The sequence below is a fragment of the Aggregatibacter sp. 2125159857 genome (assembly GCF_017798005.1).
In the GTDB taxonomy this organism is placed as follows: Bacteria; Pseudomonadota; Gammaproteobacteria; order Enterobacterales; family Pasteurellaceae; genus Aggregatibacter.
The window spans coordinates 970820-994816 of sequence record NZ_CP072548.1 but is presented as its reverse complement, the minus strand read 5'-3'; the positions used below and the strand labels follow the sequence as shown (position 1 = coordinate 994816).

The window sequence follows — 23997 nt, the reverse complement described above, 5'->3', positions numbered from 1 at the left end:
CAACTTAATTCATTTTTTTCGCTTTGGAACGGGAAATGCGGGTGTCACCAACAATCCAGTCGAAGAATAAAATAATCGCCATCATCACCACAATTAAGATAGAGCCGTATGCAATGGCAATCCCATATTCACCGTCTTCGACACGGTTTAGGATGTATGCGGTTGCTACACGGGTATCCGCAGTCACCAAGAAGATGATTGCACTCACTGTCGTCATGGCACGCACGAAACTGGTGACAAGCGCAGAAAGCAAGGCCGGTTTTAATAATGGCAACACGATATACCACAGGGTTTTCCATGAGCTCCCTTTCAGAGAAAGGGAGGCTTCGTCCAGAGATTTATCTAATTGTCCCAAGCCTGCAATCGCAGCACGCATACCGATTGGCAAATCACGCATCACCATGGAAATCACCACGATAATGCTGGTGCCGGTGATGTACATTGGCGCATTGTTAAAGGCAAGAATGTAAGAGACCCCCGCCACCGTGCCCGGTACGGCAAAACAAAGCATGGTTAAGAATTCAAGGGATTTTTTCCCTTGGAAGTCTTTACGCACCACAATATAGGCAATTAATAAACCAAAAATGGCGGTAAGTGGTGCCGCGATACCGGCGTAAATTAAGGTATTAATTAAGGAAGGCCATGCACCATCACTCAATCCTTGTCCGAACAACATGGCGTAGTTCTTCAAGGTTAAGGTATAGTCCACACCCCAGTTGACGGTGAAGCTTCCGTAGAAAATACTGCCGTATAAAGCAAGGTTGAAGATAACCCAAGAGCCGAGCATGAAAATAATCGTGTATTTCAAGCCAGCAGGGAGTTCTTGTACATCGCCGCGATAAGATTTACCGGAAACGGTCACATAAGAGCGGTTACCAATCCATAAATATTGAATGATAAAAATCGCCAAGGAGAAGATTAACAACATGGATCCAAGAGTACTGGCGGAGGCGTAATCTAATTGTGAACCGGCAATGTAGAAGTAAATTTGCGTTGCAATCACATCGAAGCTACCACCCAACACCAACGGGTTACTAAAGTCTGCGAGCGATTGGATGAACACAATGAGGAACGAGTTAGCCAAGGCAGGGCGCAGTAACGGGAAAATGATGTTATAGAAGGTTTGATAACGGTTAGCACGCAACGTATAAGACGCTTCTTCAATAGACGGATGCACGGATTTTAATGCGCCATCTAAAATCATGAAGGAAATTGGCGCAAATGCCAAAATCTGTGCAATGGCGATACCGTTAAAACCGTATAACCAGTTATGATTGGTAAAACCGAAATTGGTGGATAAAAACTCGGTCACATAACCGGAGCGACCCAGCATTAAGGTAACCCCTAACCCGACGACAAACGGTGGCGTCACAATCGGCAAAATAGAGAAGATTTTACCGATAAATGCGGTACGGCGTGCGATACGGGTTGTGTAAAGGGCAAAGGCTAAACCGAACACTGTAGAAACAATACCCACGAAGCCGGATAGGAACAAGGAGTTACTGATGACACGCACAATGTAGCTTTGCGTCAAAATACGCATCACTTGTTGTGGTGCAAAGGTGTCCCCGTCGTAGAACATGGAGACAAAAATCGCCAATGTCGGGTAAACGATAAAGAAGAAAATCAGCAACACAATGCACAGCAAGGAGGCAATAATAAATTTGTCGCCTTGCATAATCTTTAACTTCGCCAAAGAGAGCGTAGCAAGTGCGGTGAAAGTGATGAGTAAAACGATCACCGAATAGCCCATGCTGATTTTCAGCACGCTGGCGCTGATAAAGGTAAATAATGTCGCCAGTGCTAATAAGTAAAGTTCCGCTTTGGCTTGTGTATTGGTTGGTAATTTTAGCCACGGCAATAAACCGTACAAAATCACCGGCAAGAACCAAAAAGCGGTAATGTTAAAAGATGACCATCCCATGGCATCAAAGAATTCATCGGCGGTGCTGTCAAACAAGCCGTAATCTAAGGCGTGGGAAGGGAGAACAAGAAATGCAACAATGGACAAGATTATCCAAAAATTCGCAGAATGTGTGATTGGTAGTTTATTTGCGTTCATACAACCTCGCATAAGAAGAAATAGAGAAGCAATGCAATAGACATTGCTTCTTTATTTAACAACAATTTATTTGGCTAGTTTAACATCATCAACCCATTTCGTGATTAAACGTTTGCGCAAGTCAGTGGCGCCGTATTTGTCAAAATCATAGTTAATCAGGTTAATCGATTTAAAATCCAACGCATAAGGGGATTGTTGCGCTGTGGTATTGGTTAAAATGGAATAGGCTTCGCCTTTTTGCCATGTTAATTCTTGCGCTTCTTTCGATAACGCCCAATCCACGAAAAGTTTCGCATTTTCAAGATTACGTGCGCCTTTAATTACGCTGACTCCACCAATTTCATATCCCGTACCTTCGCAAGGTACCACTAATTCAACCGGGGCACCTTTGGCTTTTTCTAACGAATATTCGTGTAAAAAGCCGATGCCGATTGCCGTTTCGCCACGCGCCGTGTTACGGGTTGCGGTGTTACCGGATTTGGTATATTGCGACACGTTTTTGTTTAACGCTTTCAAGTATTTGAAGGCCTCTTCTTCGCCCCAAAGCTGGATATAGGTCGCTAATTGTGTATAGCCGGTTCCTGAGCTTTGCGGATCTGCCGCTTGAATTTCATTGCGATACATTGGATCAGCTAAATCTTTCCAGCATTTTGGTATTGGCAAATTGAGTTTTTGTAAACGTTCAGGGTTCACACCAAAACCTAATACACCAAGATAGATAGCTGAGGAATAGTTGCCTTTCATTTTAGCCGGATCACGGAACTGCTCTACAATTTGTGGCAGATTTGATGATTTATAAGGCTCTAATAAGCCCATTTCACCCGCTTGGGAATGCGGATCCATGGTGCCACCATACCAAACATCACCTTGTGGGTTATCTTTTTCCGCATCGATTTTGGCTAAGATAGTGCCTGTGCCGCCACGAATAAAACTGGTTTTTACATCATATTTTTTCTCGAATGCCATGGCTTCTTGCTCGCACATAGTATTTTGTGCGCTGCAATAAATGACTAAGCGACCTTTTGCCACAGCATTGCCACTTAATAACATCCCACCGAGTACAACGCCTGAAAGCGCTAACGCAATTTTTGAGAGTTTCATTTCAACACTCCTGTGTTTTTGATTTCGAGGTAACGCACTTTTGTTGATGTGCGTCCTAATGATGGCGATAGGCTCACGCCGTGAGGACACGAACCATCAATATAAGAAAAGTGCGGTGAGAAAAATACAAGAATTTTCGACCGCACTTTGGCGTGTTATTTCGCTAATTTAACGTCTTGAACCCATTTTTCAATTAAGGCTTTGCGTTGTTCGGCGGCGCCGTATTTTTCAAAGTCATAATTGATGAGATTCAATTTATTTGGATCAAACGCCGTTGGCGATTGTTCTGCCGTTGTGTTGGTTAGGATTTGTAAGGATTCACCTTGTTTCCATGCCAATTCTTGGCCTTCTTTAGATAACGCCCAATCCACGAATAATTTCGCGTTGTCGATATTACGTGCACCTTTTAAGATGCTCACACCACCTAATTCATAGCCCGTACCTTCACATGGCACTACGAGTTCCAATGGTGCGCCATTACGTTTTTCAAGGGCGTAATCGTGTAAGAAACCGATACCCACGACCGCTTCACCGCGAGCTGCATTACGGGATGGGGTGACACCGGATTTGGTGTATTGGGAAACGTTTGGATGTAACGCTTTTAAGAAATCAAAGGCTTTGTCTTCGCCCCAAAGTTGTACGAACGTGGCAAGCGCCGTATAGGCTGTACCGGCACTTTGTGGGTCAGCAATTTGCACTTCGCCTTTCAAACGTGGATCCGTTAAGTCTTTCCAGCATTTCGGCACTTCTTTGATGCCTAATTTTTCCAGACGTTCTGTGTTCACGCCGAAACCTAAGATCCCCATGTAAATAGCAGAAACATAGTGACCTTTGGTTTTTGCCGGATCGCGGAAACGTTCTACGATTTCATCAATGTGTTTAGATTTGTAAGGTTCGATTAAACCTAATTCAGCGGCTTGCGCTTGTGGGTCGAATGTACCGCCGAACCATACGTCTGCTTGTGGGTTATTTTTTTCCGCTTCTACTTTGGCAAAAGTGCTGCCTGAGCCGTTACGAATAAAGGAGGTTTTAACATCATATTTTTCACCAAACGCTTTGGTGGTGGTTTCACATAAAATATTGGTGGCGCTGCAATAAACGACTAAGCGACCTTTTGCCACAGCCGCTTGGTTTGCCATTAAACCACCAGCTAAAAGTGCGGTGGAAATTGCAAGAGAAAGTGATTTTAACTTCATGTTGTACCTCTTTATTGTCCATGAGATGAAAATAACATGCCGATATCGCTCGGTATGCGCTTTTTAGGTGAGCATGTTACATAAAATCCCACGCCATTAATGTGAGAAGTCTCACAAAACGAAGAATTTTATGGGCGAATATGTTGCGTAAAAAATTAATTGTAGAAAAATTGTTTGTAAATGGATCTATTTATGTCAAAAAAACGCTTTTTTCTTTATAATTTCGCTAATTTATTTACTCAATGAGAGAAAGGGAAACGGTATGTCAGAGCATCAAGCATCATCTTGTATTATTATCGCCATTGCAGGCGCTTCGGCTTCAGGAAAAAGTTCTATCGCCTCTACGGTGCACAAAGAGCTTTGTCATGAATTGGGCTGTGAAGAAATCGGTATTATTGCAGAAGATAGTTATTACAAAGACCAAAGCCATTTGGAGATGTCTGAACGGGTTAAAACCAATTATGACCATCCAAACTCCATGGACCGTGATTTGCTCATAGCCCATTTGAAAGCCTTAAAAGCCGGCAACGCCGTTGATATTCCCGTGTATAGTTATGTGGAGCATACCCGAACCGATGAAGTGACCCATTTCACGCCAAAACGTATTGTGATTTTAGAGGGAATTTTATTACTCACAGACGAGCGTGTACGCCAGTTGGCAGATATTTCCGTGTTTGTGGATACGCCGTTAGATATTTGCTTTATTCGTCGTTTACAGCGCGACATGGAAGAGCGTGGACGCACCTTGCAATCCGTCATTGATCAATATCGTGCTACTGTGCGTCCGATGTTCTTGCAATTTATCGAACCGTCTAAACAACACGCCGACATTGTGATCCCTCGCGGTGGTAAAAACCGTATTGCTATCAATATGTTAAAAGCGCAAATTATGCAATTATTAAGCCAAAAATAGGAGCCTGGCATGAGATTATGTGATATCGACATTGAGCGTTATCTGGATGAAGGCTTGATTTCTCTGAATCCACGACCGTCTAACGATAAAATTAATGGCGCGACGATTGATGTTCGTTTGGGAAATTCTTTTCGTGTGTTTCGTGAACATTCCGCACCTTACATTGATTTAAGCGGCCCGAAAGAAGAAGTCTCCGCGCAGTTAGAGTCGGTCATGAGCGATGAAATTATTATTGCTGATGATGAAGCGTTCTTTTTGCACCCCGGTGTACTTGCCCTTGCCACCACATTAGAATCAGTAAAACTGCCGGCGAATATTATCGGTTGGCTGGACGGTCGTTCTTCTTTAGCCCGGTTGGGTTTAATGGTGCACGTAACGGCACATCGTATCGATCCGGGTTGGGAAGGCAAAATTGTGTTGGAGTTTTATAATTCCGGTAAATTGCCGTTAGCGTTGCGTCCGAATATGGTGATTGGCGCCTTGAGTTTTGAAGTGTTAAGTGGCGCGGCGGCACGTCCATATAACAGCCGTAAAGATGCTAAATACAAAAATCAACAAAACGCGGTTGCCAGTCGCATTGACGAGGATAAATAAATGAAAAAGATCGCCCTGATGACATTGGTCGTGATGTTGGCGATCTCAGCACTTTTTTACGTTCAACTGAATAAGCTGGAAAGTGCGGTCAGTACCAAATTAGCGCAATATAACACAGTTGTTCAAGATCTTCATATTGGCTTTTTCCCGCAGCCCTATGTGGCTTTTGAAGGGGTTAAACATAACCAAGTGACTATTGGGAAGTTAACCGGGAAATTGAATTTTTCCACGTTAATTTCCGGCAATGTGCAACTTGCGCAGTTAGATATTCAAAAGATTCGTTTTTCCGATAAGGCACATAATGCAGCGAATATACAAATATATTTCTCCGATTTCAGTCTGGATAATGTTCGCCAAGATCGCGTGCAATTCAATGGGCCTCAGCCCTTAACGCTTGAATGGGACAAACCATTATATGGTGATCTACAGCGTTTTCATTTTCGTTTCAATAAAGGGGAAATTTCCCGATTCGCCGAAAAAGACTTTGCGGTGGTGTTTGAAGACGCTGAGCTAAACCAACAACCGCTAGGCACTCTCCGTGCGGAAGTCGATTTATCCAAAGACACTAAATATGTTACCGCTGATATTATCTCGGATTGCGATTTCGTTTGCCTCGCACACCTAGATTATGCGAGCGATCCCGATCAAAGTGCGGTCAGTTTTCGAGGCAAAAATTACCCTATCGAACGTTTATTGGCGTTATTTAACTTTCCGAATACGCTCACCGGCAACACGGATTTTGACATTACCGCCGAGTTCGTTCAGTCGCGAATAAAAGCCGGTAAATTCTACTTTAGTGCGCATGATGGCGAGTTATCTGGTGTAAATTTACTGGAACTTGCCGGGCAATATTTACCGATCAATTGGCAAAATGCCGAAGTTAAACAAAAAGACGCGATCAAAACGCCGTATAAAAAATTTGTTATGAGTTCTATGCTTCAAGAGAATCAATTGAAGATTGACAAAATCCTGTTAAAAACCACCGCACTTTCAGGGGAAGGAAGCGGTCAGGTAAACTTAAAATCCATGCAATGTGATGTGAATTTAACGCTTCGAGCAAATAATGAAAAATATTCGGAATTTGTTCTGCCCCTGCGTTTCTTTAATAATTGCTACTCCCCACAATATGAAGTGCTATTTGACAAAAACTTGCGCAATCAACTTAAAGATCTTCTTAAACGTAAATTAGGGCGGGAATAATGGCCACTTTAAAAATCGTACGACGCTTAAAATTTTTTCGCGTCATTTTGTTGTCATTTGCCGCCTTTGTTTTTAACACAACAGAATTCTTACCGGTCGCCTTGCTTTCAGATATAGCCCAAAGTTTTCAGATTCCGGTAGAACAAACCGGGCTGATGATTACTATTTATGCGTGGATTGTGTCGCTGATGTCCTTACCTTTTATGCTCATGACGGCAAAGCTAGAACGACGTAGTCTGTTAATCAAATTATTCATTATTTTTATTGCCAGCCACATTTTGTCAGTTTTGGCGTGGAATTTCTGGATATTGCTACTTTCCCGTATTGGCATTGCCTTTACGCACGCCATTTTCTGGTCAATCACCACGTCCCTTGCAGTGCGTGTCGCGCCAAAAGACAAAAAAGCACAAGCCATCGGGCTGTTAGCTATGGGCAGCGCATTAGCAATGGTGCTCGGCTTGCCGATAGGACGGATTATCGGACAATATCTCAGTTGGCGTGAAGCCTTTGGGATTATCGCTTTTCTGGCGTTTTGTCTTCTTCTACTTCTCTATCGTTTCCTACCGCACTTAGCCAGCCGCAATGCCGGTTCGCTAAGCAGTGTGCCTTCGTTATTTAAACGCCCACTTTTGGTGGGGCTCTACGTGTTAACGATACTGATCGTTTCGGCGCATTTTACCGCTTACAGTTATATTGAGCCTTTTATTGTTCGCATTGGAGAAATGAGTAATGGCGTTGCCACGGCAATCTTATTGATTTTTGGGCTTTCCGGCATTACCGCCAGTCTGCTCTTCAACCGCTTACATCGTTTAGCACCGGCAAAATTCCTCTTAACGTCCATGGCGATTTTGGTCATTTCTTTAGCCTTGCTATTACCTTTTAGCCACAGTGAATTTTCCATGTATTTGTTGGCATTTGTCTGGGGAATCGGTATTTCAGGGATTGGTCTAAGTTTGCAGGTTCGTGTGCTACAACTGGCACCGGATGCTACAGATGTGGCGATGGCAATTTATTCCGGACTCTACAATATTGGTATCGGCGGCGGTGCGTTACTTGGCAATCAAGTTATGCAGCACCTCGGTTTATCCAGCATTGGGTTTACCGGTGCCGCCTTTGCAACGATCGGGCTAATGTTCTTTCTCTATATCCATCTGCGTTATGGCAAAACGCGTTCCTAGGAAAAGCCAGTTTTGCCACTGAACACATTAATTTTCGCTATCAAACCAACCACGGATAAATTGAATCGCGAAAAAGAGCGTAAAGAGCAAAACAACATAAAGAATATAAGAAACAATCGGATGGCTGGGCGAATCTGTCTCAGCCATTGCTTTTATGGATAACGCATTCGGGAATTCATCAAACATGGTCAGACGCCAGCCGTAATATTTGATTTCCACGGTTTTTTCTTCATTACCCAAGGCTTGCGCCAATGCCTGTAAATTTGCTGAGCCGAATTTGAAATAGAACGGAAAACCCCAACGGGTATCTTCGTTGCGATATACCATCACTTTGCCGTTTTCATGTTGCGTATTGATAAAATACACATCGCGGGTCGGGCCGTCTGCCGGATTGGCTTTTGTAATCGGTCCGTCTTTATCCACCCGTTTCACCTCAACGCCGGTCACTTTAGTGACATCATAGCTCGGCATCGCATAATTTATCGCCGCAGCAATGCATAAATGAAAAATAAAAATGACGGAAATAAAAAAATATTTTAAAAATTTTCTCATCTTTTTGTCCTATTGAAATGAGGTTGGTTAATTATTGTACCTGAATTTTAAATAAACGCTCGAAGTTTTGTGTGGTGATTTGCGCCATTTCCTCGGCTGACACGCCTTTCAATGTCGCAATATATTCACAGACTTCGCGGGTATATGCCGGTTGATTTTGTTTACCACGATAAGGTACCGGTGCCAAGTAAGGCGAATCGGTTTCCACCAACAGGCGGTCTAACGGCAGTTTGCGCACCACATCCCGAAGTTCTTCCGCATTTTTGAAGGTGATAATCCCTGAAATGGAAATGTAAAAACCCAAGTCTAACGCTTGTTTTGCCATGTCATAGTTTTCGGTAAAACAATGCAAAACACCACCGCACTTTTCTGCCTGATTATCGCGCAATAGGCGAATCGTGTCTTCTCGTGCTTGGCGTGTATGAATGATGACCGGTTTATTTAGCTGGTTGGCCACGTCAATTTGGCTGGCAAACACGGCTTGTTGGGCAGCTTTGTTTTCTGCACTGTAATAATAATCTAAGCCGATTTCGCCGATGGCGATGACTTTAGGATCTTGCGCCAAGCGTAACAAACGCGCGGCATCATAAGGTTCTTCTTCAAAATCCAGCGGGTGCACGCCACAGGCTAAAGAGACGTTATCGAATTTGGCTAATTCCGGATACACTTTTTCAAAACGGCTCAAGGTTACGCCAATTGCCAATAAATGTTTCACATCGCGTGCTTTTGCCTTTGCTACCACATCAGCAATATTTTCATGTAATGTTTCGTAATCCAAGGCATCCAAATGGCAATGGGAATCCACAATAAACATATTTTATCCTTCAAATACTTCAGTAATTAAACGGGTCAACCCGTCGAGTAAAATCAATTCTAAATTCAACGCCGAATTTGCTGATAAATCCGATCGCACTTTGCTAATAATTTGTGTTGCTTTTAATAATGCCGGGGCAGACAGTCCTTGGCTAAATTGAATGACACCCTGTTCAATATCCTGACAAATCCAGTCTTGGTGAATATGCAGTTTATTTTTTAAACTATCACTCAAAAAGGCTGACAACCAATCCAGCTGCTGCAAGACAAGTTCTTTAGTAAAAAATGGCAGTAATTCTAAAGGCGAACAACGGCGATAGAATAGCCAAAATTGGCGTAAAAATTCCCGTCGTTGCGCTAGTAAATTTTGCTCTAACATGGCAAGCGCGAGAAGTGGTCGACCATAATTCACCCGAAGTGCGGTCAATATATCTTGCGTTTCGGCGGACGTTTGTGATTGCAACCACTGTAATGCAGTGTCTGTGTCCGGTGGTAAGAGATTCCACACTTGGCAGCGACTGTAAATGGTTGGCAACAACGCCTTTTGCATATCGCACTGCAAAATGAAATAGGTATTTGGACGCGGCTCTTCCAGTGTTTTTAAAATGGCGTTGGCAGCGGCCTCCGTCAGACGATGCGCCTGTTCGATATAAATGACTTTATTGCCGTTTTGCTGCGCATGCTGCGTCGCTTGTTCGTTCATGGCACGAATTTGATCCACGCCGATGTCTTTGTTCTCAATAGGCGCGATATGCTGGAAATCCGGGTGGCTGTTGGCTTGCATTAAATGGCAGGCATGGCATTCGCCACAAGCCTCCGCCCCGTTGGGTGTTAAGCACATCAGACGTTTTGCCAACGCGGAACAAAGCTGTTCGGTGCCGAGGCCGTCATCGGCGCGAATCAGCAGGGCGTGATGCCCTAAAGCCTCATCAAACGCCTGTGTGATTTTGTGATAGGTCGGCACCAACCAAGGAAGTAACGGGATCATTTTGATAGCGAAACCCACCAATTTTTGACCGCACTTTTAATGTCTGCCTGCACTTGCTCAATGGATTGTTCCGCATTGATCATCACGGCTTTCGGATTGTCTTTTACCAGTTCTAAATAACGGGCACGGGTGCGGTGGAAAAAATCCAGATGTTGTTGTTCAATGCGATCCAGTTCGCCGCGTCCACGAGCTCGCGCTAAACCAACGGCTGGATCAATGTCTAAATACAGGGTCAAATCCGGTTCAAAATCGCCCAAAACGGTTTTTTTTAAGTTAGTTAAAAAAGCTGCTCCCAACTGGCGGCCACCGCCTTGGTACGCTTGAGACGACATATCATGGCGATCACCTACCACCCATTTGCCTTGAGCTAACGCAGGCTTAATGACATTGTCCACTAATTGAATTCGGGCAGCATATAACATCAACAATTCGGCTCTGTCTGTGACCGGTTCCTCTGTTTCATGTTTAATGAGGTGACGTAATTTTTCCGCTAACGGTGTGCCACCAGGTTCTCGGGTGAACACGACATCGTTAACACCCAATTCCTTTAAGGTATCCACGACACATTGATGGGCGGTGCTTTTGCCCGCTCCTTCCAAGCCTTCAATAACGATAAATTTGCCTGCCATATTATTTTCCGTTTTGTTGGCGGTACCAGCGTAAATATTCCTGCACCGCTTTATTGTGTTCATTCAAGTTCCGACTGAATTTGTGACCGCCCGTGCCGTCGGCAACGAAATAATAAAATTCCGTTTGCGCAGGATGCGCCACGGCTTGTAATGCCTCTTCGCTTGGCATGGCAATCGGCGTTGGCGGTAAACCGTCAATCACATAGGTGTTATAAGGGGTCGGCGTTTCGAGATCTTTTTTACGAATATTGCCGCTGTAATCCTCACCCATGCCGTAAATTACTGTCGGATCGGTTTGAAGCTTCATTTTGGCTTTCAAACGATTAATAAACACCGAGGCAATTTGGGGACGCTCTGCGGCGATGCCGGTTTCTTTTTCCACGATGGACGCAAGAATTAACATTTCATAAGGATCGGCTAGAGGCAAATTTTTATCCCGATTATTCCATGCCTTCTCCAACGCTTTTTTCATGCGTTCTGCAGCGCGTTGCAACAGTTCTAAGTCGGTAGAATTCGGCGTGTAATTATAAGTGTCTGGGTAAATCCAGCCATCGATAACGTGGCTTTCTGTTAAATTTTTATTGAGGTTCGTATCTATATCAAGCAGTCCGAAAACCTCATCATTGGACTTCCCTTGCAATGTCTGCTTCAAGTGCGGTGCATTTTCAAGCCGTTTTCGTAGGGTTTTAAAGGTTTCGCCTTCAACGAACATCAGCGAAAATTGCGCCTCTTTGCCGGAATTTAACAATTTCAGTAACGCTTCTACGGTGTTAATCCCATTAAGCGAATAGGTGCCGGCTTTAATTTTATTGAGCTCAGGATGCAATTTTAATAACCAAGACAGCCGATCCGCATCCTCTAAAATGCGTTCTTTTTCCAGCAATGCCACCAATTTATTGCCGGTTGTGCCACGTTCTATGGTTAATAATTGATCGTTTTGCACATTCACCGGTTGATGCAAAAATTGTTGTAATTGCTGAAATCCCCAAAATCCTGCACCGGCAAGCAGAATGAGGCATAAAAAGAAAAATAAAACGATTTTTTTCATAAACTTAAGAAAACGAGAAATTTTGCGGATTATACCACAAGCTTTCCTTTTTCAGCCCTGTTGTTTTACCGTTTTTAGCGCAAGAAAGTGCGGTGGCTTTTCACGGTGTTTTTCGCCGTGTTTTTTAAGACTGTCGCTCAATCACCACTTTAATAGCTTCCGGTGGGGCGTAAGACATCTCGCGCTTTGTCTGAAAACATAACAACGATTAAAAACCGACCTTTTTGCGGGAAAATTCCGGTTTCACAAGACATTCACCACGCAATGCGTCTAACCACTCTTCTAGATTCTCAAAGGGTGAAAAATTGTGTCGTCTCGCAACGGCAGCAAAATCGCCCGGTGTGAGTAAATTCAGCTCAAGAATACGTTTTGAATGGGGTTCATCCCATGCGCCCAAATTCAATTTTTCCACTTGTTGTTTAGCAAAATCCAAACGCTGTTGTGGCGTTAAATAATCAAATTTTAGCTTTAAATCAAAACGCCGTAATGCTGCCGGATCCAGCACATTCATCAAATTCGTTGAAACCACCATTAAACCTTCAAAACGCTCAATTTGTGTCAACATCTCATTGACTTGAGAACGTTCCCAACTACGTTCTGCACCGTCGCGTGAAAACAGGAAGGTATCCACTTCGTCCAGCACTAGCAAACAATTATCACGCTTCGCCGATTCAAATGCCTCCGCAATTTTTTGCTCTGTTCCGCCCACATAAGGATCGAGTAAATCAGACCCTTTGCACAGCAACAACGGCATATCTAACTGCTCGGCAAGCCAACCTGCCCACGCGGTTTTCCCTGTGCCCGGCGGGCCATAACAACAAATTCGACCTTTCTTGGTTCGCATTAATCCTTCACTGATTTTATGAATATTTTCATTGCAGGAAACCCACTCAAGCTGATAACTCAGTTTACTTTCCACCAACGGCTCAATTTTCTTTTTACCTTGTGCCTGTAAGGCTTCATTAAATAGCGTAAGCAAAACGTCAGAAAAGGCTTTTTTGCCGTTATCAACCGCATTTGCTACATTGAACACGCGCGTTAAAATCGCCGGCGAAAGCGACCGCACTTTGGCAAAATGCTGCACATATTCTGCCGTTAATTTACCGCCTGCCAGCTGCGAAATTAACGCCGATTTATTTTTTAACGGTAAATCCGGCATTTCAAACACAAAATCAAAGCGACGTAAAAAAGCCGCATCTATGCTGTGTACCGAATTGGATAACCAAATCATCGGCACGTTATTGTTTTCCAACAACTGATTTGTCCATGCTTTATTTTTTTGCGCAACAGAACGCTCCATAAACGAGCCGTTAAAAACATCTTCAATTTCATCAAAAATTAAAAGTGCCTGCTTGCCGTTCAATAGCGTTTGAGCAAGACGACTGTAGTTCAGGCGTTGCTCTGCCTTCACGACATCACCGTCAGAATCCATGTAAGTAATGTTATACGCCGAAATCCCTAATGCTTGTGCAAGCAATCCGGCAAATTCGGTTTTACCGGTGCCAGGCACGCCATAAATTAAAAGATTCACACCTTTCCGATGATGTTTTAGTGCCTGTTGCAAATAGGTCAACATCATCTCTTTCATGCCGGCAATATGGGCAAAATCATCCAGTTGCAAACTTGGCACTTGAGCGACTTCCGTACAAGATTTTAATAGGACGTTTTCGTTTAGTGGTTGTGTCACAAATTCATCAAAATCTAAGGTTTCGCCCCAATCTAAATAATCATGCACACTATCGGGGCGATAATCGCGATCAATCAGGCCATAAGCATCGAGTTTACTGCCTTTCTTTAAGGCAGATAGAATCTGATTTTTCGGCTGTTTAAGTAAATCCGCCATGATCGCAGCCGTTCTTTGTAAATCCGATTTCGGCAAGTACTCAAACAAATCTCGCATAGCTACTTCACTGCGTAAATGCATGGCAAAGCGGAGAAGTTCCTGTTCAACGGGATTCAGTTGCAAAAATTCTGCCAACGTTGCCAAATTTTCATACGCCTGTTTCCATAACTCCGGTAAAAGTGCGGTGGATTTTTGAAGTGTTTTATAACGCGCTTTTAAAAGCCGACGAGCAACCGTGCGTAGATTTTTATCATTCTCTAATTCTTCAGGCAGCCCAAACGCACTGGCAATTTCATCACTTCGCCAACTACTCTCCCGAAACACTTCAGAAAAACCTTTATGCTCAAATAAAACTTTAAGCATCATATTTTCAGTATAAGAAGACACTGTCGGTGGGTTTAATTTATATTCGGACATAAAAAATACTCCTTACTGGGTTAGTAAGGAGTATTTTAGTGAGGGGTGCGACAAAAGGTGTCGTTAGGAATTAGCCTTAGATAGCGGTTGATTTAGAATTTCGAGCATTTCTTTTCCATGCTCCTCTATCTCCCTTTCAGTCCACTCATTGTAGTTCATCATGATAGCTTGTTTCAGACTATCGTATTCATTATTACGATAATGCTTTTTTTTCTCTTCAGGAGAAGAATTACCCAAGCTAGAATTTTTACTTTGAGAAAGTAGATACAAATTACCAAAATCATTTAATCCTGACTCTAATTCATCTCCAACACTAGGATGCTGTGGATAATGATGCTCTACTGAACTTCTAAAGGTAAATCTAAACTTTTTCCAAATAGCCTCTTTATTTTTAATAGTTAACCATTTGTCATTTTCTGACAAAATTTCTACTCTTTGTTCTTGTTCTTGTTCTCGTTCTTGTTCTTGTTCGTGGAAAAGTTTCCATAACTGATAATCTAATCGATTAAATACAAAGTTAGGAACATTTACTCCATCATCCCAATCTTTTTTATCTCCTGAGTTTAACTCAAATTCCACTTTTTCTAATATAATCTCTGTAATATCTTTTCCTTGGCAGTTATTACCAAAATAGAAATCATCACACAATTTTTCTAGAAACTTAACATATTCATCAGACTTTATATTATCCTTATTATTAAATAACCAACGTAATACAGCATACAACCAGTTTTTGTAAATACGAGATGGGTTAGAAACATGGAACATTGAAAGTAACATCACGGCTTTTTTTGTAGGATCTGCATCATTAAGTGCTTCATCATCATTTTTATCTAAACTATTGTCGACAGACACATTTTTATAACTACCAAATGCATTTTTATAGTAATAACCTGATTTTCCTTTAACTATTTTCCATAACGACCAGTTTTCATAATCAGTTCGAATCATATTAGATTTAATCACATATAAATCAAATAAATAACGACAAACCAATAATGTATAAATAAATATTCTAACTTTTTTAGGTTTTCCTTCAAACTTACCTTCAAATGATTTTAATAGTAATTTTTCATCTAATGACACATTGCATGGATCATTTGGGGTAGAATATTTATACTTATCAAACATTTCTAAATAAATTCGTAAAACATGCATTAAGAAATTAGGAAAATCAATTACTGAAGTAAATTCGCCATCATATTTATCCTGTGATTGCTCTTCATTTTTTTCTATTTTTACCTCGGCATTAATAAGTTTTACGATACTATTTTCAGGTTCTTCAGAATTTTCAGAATTTTTAGAATTTTCATTCAAAATAGTCTTAAAAAATCCACGTACTTTTCTCCAATCATTACCTAAAATGACTTTTCTTAATTCAGAATCAAATCCCATCACAACATAACGACTCATATCTGAGCATGCATCCCAGATTTTTGCAAATAATGATTGTTCAATAGCTGTTGGCAACACCTTCATCAAACGAGCTTTTAGAATTTCATGCTTTTCAAGCTGTTCTCCACGGGTATTCATTATTTCAAAATAATGGTTTAAATCTGTACCTTCTGGTACTTCAGTTCGGATAATTTCAACTTTATCCAAAAGGAATTTTACAATTTCATCTTTATTATTTCCCCATTCATAAATTACTTTCTTAATTGTTTTTAATGCTTGTGAAAAATTACTTGGTAATTTTTCAGAATTAAGATTGGATAATGCTCGTTCAGATTCATCTCGATGTTCAAAAGAAACATTTCTAAAACTTAATTTACCAAGATAATGCATTATTAACGTGAATGTTGTTAGTCTTTGCTGGCCATCAATTACTTCAAAATCACCATTTTCTCGGCAATAGACAACTAAGCTTCCAATATAATAATTTTTATCTTGTTCTTTATTTTGTTCACAAGCATTTTTTATATCTTGAAGCAATGAACTAATTTCATTATCACCCCAAGCATAATTACGTTGGTAGATTGGAATAATATACTTACATTTATTCTCATCATTAAATAAATCAGATATGGTTAATGTTTTTACATATTCTTTAGCATTACTCATTTTCCACTCCAAAAACTTCCTTTATTTTCTTGTCTATGTTACCAAACTTATTTTCACGTATTACTGAGGTATATCTCAGCACTTGTATTGGTGTAGAGGATTTCTCTATATGATTAAATAATCCATTTTTTGAGTGAGCTTCATCTTCTATAGTTTTGAAAGTAATACGCTGATATTCAAAACGAATTCGATAAACCCATAAAAATGCTTTATTTATAAATTCATCTAAATGTACTTCACCAAACTTATCAAAATAGAATAACACTATGCATTCAAATAAATTTTTTAAATACTTATCCCCTACTCTATAACAATAATCTTGATTATTGAGAAAAGTATTTACACCCTTTCCTAGATCTTTACCGTTAATTTTTATCACTTTATCAACAAGTCCAATTCCTTCTTTAAATAATTTTTCATAGCTTTCAGCATAATACTGAACATAATCAAAAAATTGCTCACCATTTATTAGAGTTTGTATCGTTTGAAAACTTGTCTTCACAAATCTTGGATGACAAAACATAGGATTTTGTTGTGCTAATTTCTCTACAACCTTTGTTGCAAACACTGGGCTAAGATAAGGATAGGTAGCACTTTCTGATACACCTTTAAATGTCTCCAGCTCGTCCGATGTAAAAACCTCTCCGCTTTCTTGATAATGCCATCGACGTAATCTAAAAAGAATATAGTTGATAATTTTATCTAAGTTATTGATTTCTTGAGAAAGTGCAGACTTTTCCCAACGTTCAACGCAATTGTGAATAATCTCTTTGGGTTTATCATTCATTTCTCTTAAATGATACGCTTTAAGTAAATCATAAGATTCTAAAGGTTTCCCTTTTGAGTTTTGCGAGTCAAAAAATTGGAAAGCCTCATCTAAATCATCAAGTTCAATACGAACCATTTCGCAAATCTCTAAAATATAATTTTTAAATTTATCTTTATCGGAAACAGAATAATTTTTAATGAAATTATAATTATTAATTATATTATTCTTACTAACAGTATGTGTTATAGTTTCATCTAATAAAGATTTATTTGACGGTTTATTTTGATCATTTAAATAATAAAGTAACAATGAAAGTGTAATTAAACGTTGTTGACCATCAACAATATCGAATATTTCCCCATTTTTATGTATCACCACAGTTCCAATACGGTAAACTTGTTTCTGATGATGAAAATGTGTAAGTAAATCATCAATCAATTGCTGAACATTTTTAACTGTCCATTTGTATGGTCTTTGATAATCAGGAATGCTCAACTTCAAATCAAATACATCTTTAATCTTAAGTATTTTTGCTTTTTCATCACTCATAATAATTTAGGTTCCTTAGAATATTTTTTAACATGAATCAAAACGCACAGATTATAACCGACAAATCATCCGAAAACGATTGCCTTTCAATCATCTTGCGGCAAACCGTGAGGCGAGCTTTATCATCGGGATATTTCTGCCAAATTTTTTCGCGCATTTCATCTGAAAGCCCGTCGGTCAAGCCGTCAGAACAAAGTAACAGGCTTTCACCCTGTTTAATTTCAATTTCCTGATAAAAGATTTTATCTTGAAACTCGGAATAATCGGCAACCAAGCAAGAAGAAACGCCGCTATAAATTGTGGCGAAATCTTCTTCTTTTTGATAAGGAGACAGTTCTAACAATTCGGACAAAATAGAATGATCTTTTGTAATTTGTCGCCATTTTCCTGCTTCATCGATAATGTAAGCTCTACTGTCGCCCACACTGAGAATTTTGGCTTTTTGATTGAGTTGATCAATTTCCGCGGCGACGAATGTGGTTGCCGAACCAAAATAGGAGTCTGCCAACTGTTCCGATAATTTATCTTGCAAATAAGGAATGGTGTTTCGACTTAATGTCTGAATCGTTTGCAACGCCGACATGACACACTTACTGGCTTTTTCCGCGTGATTGCTATTGGAAATACCATCGGCAATGCCAATGATAAAGTGCGGTCGATTTTCAACGCGTTTTTCTGCTGTTTTTAATTTAAACTGAAAAACCGCTTCACCATTAAATAACGCATCTTGATTGTGCTTTTTATTTTTTCCAATTTGCTGACAAAAAGTGATTTGGCAGACATTTTGCATATTGGTTTCCTTATGTTGATTGATTCAATAAAACATCGATTGCTTTTAAAGCCTCAAGTGCGGTCATATCCAGCCCTAAAAAATGATGTTTTGATACGCCACCGTCTTGCGGATTAATGCGAATAAAACCGGCTTTCTTGGCTTTTGCCGTGCGTTCGGAAAAATATCGAACCGTTGGAATCGCTTTGCCTGCGCCGAGTTCAATCACCACTAAATTCGGCACGCCTTTAATCCATTGGTCTAAGGAGGTTCGTTTCAAATCTTGATAATTGCTATTGTAAAACCAGTCGTCAAACATTAAGACATTTTGTCTCGCTAAACCACCACAAAAAGGACAGCGTGGATAAGGGCTCGTTAAGCGCAAGTTAACATTATCCACTTCCGGTTGAAAATCCTTCGCCGTCCAACTTTGATGATGGCAATCATGAACACATTGCATACGTTCTAGCGTGCCATGCACTTCATAAACCCGTTTTTCTTCAAATCCGGCTTTTTGAAAATGGCCATCTACGTTGCTGGTAAACACAAAATAACCATGTGGTTTTTCAGCTGCCCAGCGTTTTAAAATTTGGTAACCTTCATGTGGCGTAGTGTTACGATATTGCACTAGACGGTGTCCGTAAAACCAATAGATCAGCTCCGTATGCGTTTCAAAGGACATCGGTGTCGCAATATCCTGAAAATTCAAGTTATGTTCACGAAATGCCGGATAGGCATTCCAAAATCCTCCACTACTTCTAAAATCCGGTAAACCTGAATCCACACTCATGCCTGCACCGGCAGTAATCAAAATGCCATCCGATTTGCGGATAAGCTCCACAGCATAGTTCAAATCATTTTTCATAGTACTTTTCTCTGCCCATTTTTCATTGTTGAAATAACACCGGCTTCTTCTAATTGCGCTAAAATTTGCACCGCTCGATTAAAACCCAACCTAAATCGTCGTTGAATCATTGAGCAAGACGCAATTTTTTGTTGTTGTACAAATTTTTTTATATCTTCAAAAAGCGGATCTCGATTAAAAGTGACTTTCATTGGCATCATTTTTCTCCTGTTTTGCGATGACAAATGGATTGAGAGAATGGTAAAAAGTAAAAAATCTCTCTTTTATAAAAAATGATATGCAAACAAGCGACAATTTTTGTCGCTATAAAATTTAAGAAGCAATTCTTTTGCAAAAATTTTTTGAAAATTAAGGTTATACAGTATTGCAATACATTTCTTTACCTGTTTATATATACATATATTTTATTATTTAAAGGAAGAATATGAATAACCAAAACCCGATTGAAATTTACCAAGCGCAAGATGGCACGACACAAGTGGAAGTCAGATTTGAAAAGGATACGGTTTGGCTTTCTCAGGCGCAAATGGCAAATGTTTTCGATACTAGCTCAGATAATATTAGCCTACATTTAAGGAATATTTTTAATGAGTCTGAACTTGATGAAAATTTAACCTCCGAGGATTTCTCGGTAGTTCGCCAAGAAGGAAAAAGACAGGTTACTCGTAAAGTTAAACATTATAATTTGGATGCAATTATTTCTGTTGGCTACCGAGTGAAATCTAAATCAGCAACAAATTTTAGAATTTGGGCAACCGCTCGTTTAAAAGAGTATCTTACTCAAGGCTATACCATTAACCAACAGCGTTTAAAGCAAAATGCACATGAACTGGAACAAGCGCTTGCACTTATTCAAAAAACGGCAAATTCCTCCGCATTAACACTAGAAAGCGGTCGTGGATTAGTGGATATTGTCAGCCGTTATACGCATACATTTTTATGGCTACAACAATATGATGAAGGTTTACTTGCCGAACCGCAAACCCAGCAAGGCGGTATGTTGCCCACCTATTCCGAAGCCTGTTCTGCACTGGCTGAGTTAAAAGCACAGCTTATGGCAAAAGGCGAAGCAAGTGATCTGTTTGGACGTGAACGAGATGATGGCTTATCTGCCATTTTAGGCAATTTAGATCAAAGTGTGTTTGGTGAACCTGCCTATCCAAGCATTGAAGCAAAAGCCGCACATTTACTGTATTTTGTCGTCAAAAACCATCCTTTTTCAGACGGTAATAAACGTAGCGGAGCGTTTTTATTTGTGGATTTTTTACATCGAAATGGGCGTTTGTTTGATCATAATGGCTATCCGGTTATCAATGATACCGGGCTTGCTGCACTCACTTTATTAGTTGCCGAATCTGATCCGAAACAAAAAGAAACGCTCATTAGGCTTATTATGCATATGCTTAAGAAAGGAGAATAACGATAAATAGCGACCGAAGTCGCTATTTACCTATCAACGTTACACTTGGTAAAAACGTTATTTACATAATTCTTTTACCGAAGCAACTAATGTTTCCATTTTGTCATAAGAATTGATACCACTCGCGCCACCAAAAAATGGACAAACACAAATTAACGTATTCTTATACTTACGATAGAATATATTAAATTCTTCTAATTCTTTAGCTTCGTATACGGCTTCTCCAGTGAAAAACTTAAAGAAGTTATCTTTTTCTGTCACTCCCGTGCAAATAATCACTTTAGGATTACATTCATCTATAAGTTGACGGTAAAAAGCACCTCGATTTTCAACACACCAATTTCTATATTCATCAAAAGTTTCAAATCCAGTCAGCTTAATGAATTGTTCATTCCACTTAATCAATGATCTATTTTTAAAATTGATTGGTAGCATATTTAATTTAAAACCAATACCTTGTGGGTAAAGCACATTATAGGTTTTAACAAAATGCTCCGTACTTTCTCCATTTTTCCACTCTAAATTGTAGTAGTACCACAAAAACCAACATATTTTTCTATTATATTGAGCAGTCCAACTACCATCAAAATCATCTTCTAACCAAGAGTGCGGTATTAATTTAGGGCTTAAACTAAACTTCTCATAAAAATCATCCGAAGAGCTTTCATCGCCAATTCCCCATTCTAACCCACAAAACCAAACATCTGAGTTAGGATTTCCGCCATCTCCTCCAGCGAAGGATACTGCCACTTTTTTAAAATCTTCTGTTACCATCATTTTGTCCTTATTGTTTAAGTAGATTTATCCAAATTTCCATTGTTTCTTCTTGAATTACGCCTTTTTCTTGACCTAATTTTATCGCCAGTTGTTGTAAACTTTTAGCCAACTCAGGATGACCACAATAATTTAAACTACGAATAATACGAGAAATCTTCTTACTTTCATGCCCAATATTGCGTAGCCAAACTTTACGTTCAGTTAATTCAGGTCTTGGGAATACTTGATTATCTTCACGATATAAACAGAAGTAATCCAGAATAAAATCAATAGAATGTAAATATTTATTTTGAATTGCTTCATCTCCAATAAAAAAAGCGCGATCTTCTTCCTTAAAAACTGGTACGGAACGATTCCATTTTGAACTCTCTGTTACGGGTAAAAGCCAAGGAATATAAAAATAAGCATCACCAATCATTTTTTTTGGCATTGACCACATATCTTGCAAAGATAAATTATGTTGGCTTTTTCTTTGTTCTAAATAAAATTCGATTACTGGGTGCATATATTTCTCATTAATTTATCAACCGCAAAACCATGCAACATAGCGATACTAAACTCGATATTTACATGAAAAGTGCGGTCGTTTTTCTATGTGTTTTTAACGTTCTCCAATAACTCTGCCACCACCTTCGGCACGCCTGCCCCGGCTTTTTCTTTTATTGCAATCACTTGCTTGCGTACAAAGCCGGTATTGGGATTAGGATCGATTAAGTAAATCGGCGTGTTGCGTGGAGCTTCATTAACCAAACCATTCGCCGGATACACCTGCAAAGAGGTGCCAATCACTAATACCACATCCGCTTGTTCAACAATCTCAATAGCTCGTTCTAGCATCGGCACCATTTCACCAAAAAAGACGATATAAGGGCGCATCGGATGTCCGTTTGGATCTTTATCGTCTAATTTCTGATCGCCAAAACAATCCACGATATAACTTTCATCAAAGCTACTGCGCGCTTTGTTTAATTCACCGTGTAAATGCAACACATTTGAGCTTCCTGCTCGCTCATGTAAATCATCCACATTTTGCGTAATGATGCGGACATCATAGTTTTTTTCTAATTCAACCAATGCAAGATGGGCTGCATTGGGCTTAGCTGCAGCGGCATTTTTACGGCGTTGATTATAGAAATCGAGCACTTTCGCACGGTTCTTTTGTAAGGCTTCCGGTGTACAAACTTCTTCGACTTTATGCCCTGCCCACAAACCGTCTTCCGCTCTGAAGGTAGGAATGCCACTTTCGGCACTAATCCCAGCACCGGTTAATACGACACAAATTGGTTTATTTTTCTCTGTCATGCTTTTTCTCCCCTCTCATTTTTAGAATCTCATCAATCTGTCTATCTCTTCCCATCATGCCAAAAATATTCCCTGCTTTATAAAGTGGTTGATAAGCATAGCTTTCAATATGCAAGAAAGGCTTATCAGAAAGGCGTTGGAAGTATTGTTTTAATTGTTCTTTTGAACGTAAGAACACCTCATATTCAGATTGAATATGAGTACACATTGCTTCAATGCGTATTTTAAATTCGTTACTTTGATGAAGACTGATAATTAAATAGACGGTTTTATGGTCTGTTGTTACCTCATCCGCATAAACACAGGCTAAATTAAATACCTGCCATTTATAGCGATCCGCAAATCCACCTATGATTCGGCTTTGCTCCTCATTTTCAACTTGCACAAGTGCGGCTGATTTTTTTAAACAATCTTGCAAAATGTCACTTGGCGTAAAAGGCCCACAACCTAAGTAAGATAAGACACAATTCCAATTAGCAAATTGTTCTGTACCAAAATGAACATGCTCGCCTTGAAATTTTCCCGCACCATTTTTAGTGCGATCATCAATTAAATAATCGCCTTGGTTGAGGTTTTTATGGTGGGATAAAATTAATCGCTTATATAATGCGGAGCCTTTCTCTTCGCCAAAATAATGCTGAATCCATTTCACTTTATCACTCCAAGCAGATGGATTATGCCAAGGTGCGGTAGAAAGGACATACACATGGTATTTTTTCATCAATTTATGGACGGCAGAAATGGCGTTTGGCATAGGCTCCATTAAGCTAAAAATGCCCTCGACTTCATCATATCGACCTTCATATTCGTGCTTGGTTTTCTCATCTAATTTTGCAATACCAGATGGAAAATCCACCATAACATTGTCCATATCTATATACACAATTTGCTTCATCTTAATGTCCTCTCTGTTGATTGCTTCATCATAAAACATAAAGCGACAATGTGTGT

The 23997-nt window shown here is 40.0% G+C and carries 23 protein-coding genes; 5 read left to right on the top strand and 18 right to left on the bottom strand.

Going from position 1 to position 23997, the window contains the following annotated elements:
- Positions 1-4 precede the first annotated feature (4 nt).
- The 3 genes from J5X96_RS04975 to J5X96_RS04965 all read right to left on the bottom strand — a co-directional run bounded on the left by J5X96_RS04975 (position 5) and on the right by J5X96_RS04965 (position 4359).
- Entirely contained in the window at positions 5-2062 is a 2058-nt protein-coding gene (locus tag J5X96_RS04975) for an iron ABC transporter permease (protein WP_209364691.1), read from the bottom strand.
- A 66-nt stretch (positions 2063-2128) separates the two neighbouring features.
- Positions 2129-3163 carry an ABC transporter substrate-binding protein gene (locus J5X96_RS04970; protein ID WP_209364690.1) on the bottom strand — a complete coding sequence of 345 codons (1035 nt, stop codon included), beginning with the start codon at positions 3161-3163 and terminating at the stop codon, positions 2129-2131.
- Between the two features lie 155 nt (positions 3164-3318).
- Positions 3319-4359 (bottom strand): ABC transporter substrate-binding protein, encoded by a 1041-nt coding sequence (locus J5X96_RS04965; protein WP_209364687.1) that lies wholly within the window; start codon positions 4357-4359, stop codon positions 3319-3321.
- A gap of 262 nt (positions 4360-4621) precedes the next feature.
- On the opposite strand from J5X96_RS04965, the gene udk reads away from it, so the two are divergent.
- The 4 genes from udk to J5X96_RS04945 are packed head-to-tail and all read left to right on the top strand — an operon-like array spanning position 4622 to position 8244.
- Positions 4622-5272, top strand: coding sequence for a uridine kinase (gene udk / locus J5X96_RS04960; RefSeq protein WP_209364685.1), 651 nt, complete (start codon positions 4622-4624; stop codon positions 5270-5272).
- Positions 5273-5281: 9 nt separating this feature from the next.
- Complete coding sequence (dcd, locus tag J5X96_RS04955; RefSeq protein ID WP_209364683.1) at positions 5282-5866, top strand: dCTP deaminase; 585 nt, start codon at positions 5282-5284, stop codon at positions 5864-5866.
- Positions 5867-7066, top strand: a complete 1200-nt coding sequence (locus J5X96_RS04950; protein WP_209364681.1) for a hypothetical protein — start codon at positions 5867-5869, stop codon at positions 7064-7066.
- On the top strand, positions 7066-8244 hold the full coding sequence (locus J5X96_RS04945; protein WP_209364679.1) for a sugar transporter: 1179 nt from the start codon (positions 7066-7068) through the stop codon (positions 8242-8244). Before J5X96_RS04950 ends, J5X96_RS04945 begins: the two co-directional genes overlap by 1 nt.
- Positions 8245-8271: 27 nt before the next feature.
- Here J5X96_RS04945 and J5X96_RS04940 read toward each other — a convergent pair whose 3' ends face one another.
- From J5X96_RS04940 to J5X96_RS04890, 11 genes are all read right to left on the bottom strand, one after another.
- Entirely contained in the window at positions 8272-8796 is a 525-nt protein-coding gene (locus tag J5X96_RS04940) for a DUF1523 family protein (protein WP_209364677.1), read from the bottom strand.
- 31 nt (positions 8797-8827) lie between these two features.
- Positions 8828-9610, bottom strand: a complete 783-nt coding sequence (locus J5X96_RS04935; protein WP_209364674.1) for a TatD family hydrolase — start codon at positions 9608-9610, stop codon at positions 8828-8830.
- A 3-nt stretch (positions 9611-9613) separates the two neighbouring features.
- A complete protein-coding gene (locus tag J5X96_RS04930) occupies positions 9614-10597 on the bottom strand; it encodes a DNA polymerase III subunit delta' (protein ID WP_209364672.1) in 984 nt (327 codons plus the stop codon).
- Positions 10594-11226, bottom strand: coding sequence for a dTMP kinase (gene tmk / locus J5X96_RS04925; protein WP_209364670.1), 633 nt, complete (start codon positions 11224-11226; stop codon positions 10594-10596). The genes J5X96_RS04930 and tmk overlap by 4 nt, the downstream gene beginning before the upstream one ends.
- A gap of 1 nt (position 11227) precedes the next feature.
- Positions 11228-12274 (bottom strand): endolytic transglycosylase MltG, encoded by a 1047-nt coding sequence (gene mltG / locus J5X96_RS04920; protein WP_209364668.1) that lies wholly within the window; start codon positions 12272-12274, stop codon positions 11228-11230.
- A 208-nt stretch (positions 12275-12482) separates the two neighbouring features.
- On the bottom strand, positions 12483-14534 hold the full coding sequence (locus J5X96_RS04915) for an ATP-binding protein (RefSeq protein WP_209364667.1): 2052 nt from the start codon (positions 14532-14534) through the stop codon (positions 12483-12485).
- A gap of 63 nt (positions 14535-14597) precedes the next feature.
- A complete protein-coding gene (locus J5X96_RS04910) occupies positions 14598-16595 on the bottom strand; it encodes a DUF262 domain-containing protein (RefSeq protein WP_209364665.1) in 1998 nt (665 codons plus the stop codon).
- A complete protein-coding gene (locus tag J5X96_RS04905; RefSeq protein ID WP_209364664.1) occupies positions 16588-17913 on the bottom strand; it encodes a DUF262 domain-containing protein in 1326 nt (441 codons plus the stop codon). Before J5X96_RS04905 ends, J5X96_RS04910 begins: the two co-directional genes overlap by 8 nt.
- 37 nt (positions 17914-17950) lie before the next feature.
- Entirely contained in the window at positions 17951-18703 is a 753-nt protein-coding gene (locus J5X96_RS04900) for a PP2C family serine/threonine-protein phosphatase (RefSeq protein WP_209364662.1), read from the bottom strand.
- Positions 18704-18713: 10 nt separating this feature from the next.
- Positions 18714-19547, bottom strand: a complete 834-nt coding sequence (locus J5X96_RS04895) for a Sir2 family NAD-dependent protein deacetylase (protein WP_209364661.1) — start codon at positions 19545-19547, stop codon at positions 18714-18716.
- Positions 19544-19744, bottom strand: coding sequence for a DNA translocase FtsK (locus tag J5X96_RS04890; RefSeq protein ID WP_209364772.1), 201 nt, complete (start codon positions 19742-19744; stop codon positions 19544-19546). The genes J5X96_RS04895 and J5X96_RS04890 overlap by 4 nt, the downstream gene beginning before the upstream one ends.
- A 227-nt stretch (positions 19745-19971) precedes the next feature.
- On the opposite strand from J5X96_RS04890, the gene rhuM reads away from it, so the two are divergent.
- Complete coding sequence (gene rhuM / locus J5X96_RS04885; RefSeq protein ID WP_209364659.1) at positions 19972-20967, top strand: RhuM family protein; 996 nt, start codon at positions 19972-19974, stop codon at positions 20965-20967.
- Positions 20968-21024: 57 nt separating this feature from the next.
- Here rhuM and J5X96_RS04880 read toward each other — a convergent pair whose 3' ends face one another.
- From J5X96_RS04880 to J5X96_RS04865, 4 genes are all read right to left on the bottom strand, one after another.
- Positions 21025-21741: a hypothetical protein gene (locus tag J5X96_RS04880; RefSeq protein WP_209364658.1), complete on the bottom strand. Its 717-nt coding sequence runs from the start codon at positions 21739-21741 to the stop codon at positions 21025-21027.
- Positions 21742-21751: 10 nt separating this feature from the next.
- Positions 21752-22249, bottom strand: coding sequence for an opioid growth factor receptor-related protein (locus J5X96_RS04875; protein WP_209364657.1), 498 nt, complete (start codon positions 22247-22249; stop codon positions 21752-21754).
- 86 nt (positions 22250-22335) lie between these two features.
- Complete coding sequence (locus J5X96_RS04870; RefSeq protein ID WP_209364655.1) at positions 22336-23046, bottom strand: NAD-dependent deacylase; 711 nt, start codon at positions 23044-23046, stop codon at positions 22336-22338.
- On the bottom strand, positions 23030-23941 hold the full coding sequence (locus J5X96_RS04865; RefSeq protein ID WP_209364653.1) for a hypothetical protein: 912 nt from the start codon (positions 23939-23941) through the stop codon (positions 23030-23032). The genes J5X96_RS04870 and J5X96_RS04865 overlap by 17 nt, the downstream gene beginning before the upstream one ends.
- Positions 23942-23997 lie beyond the last annotated feature (56 nt).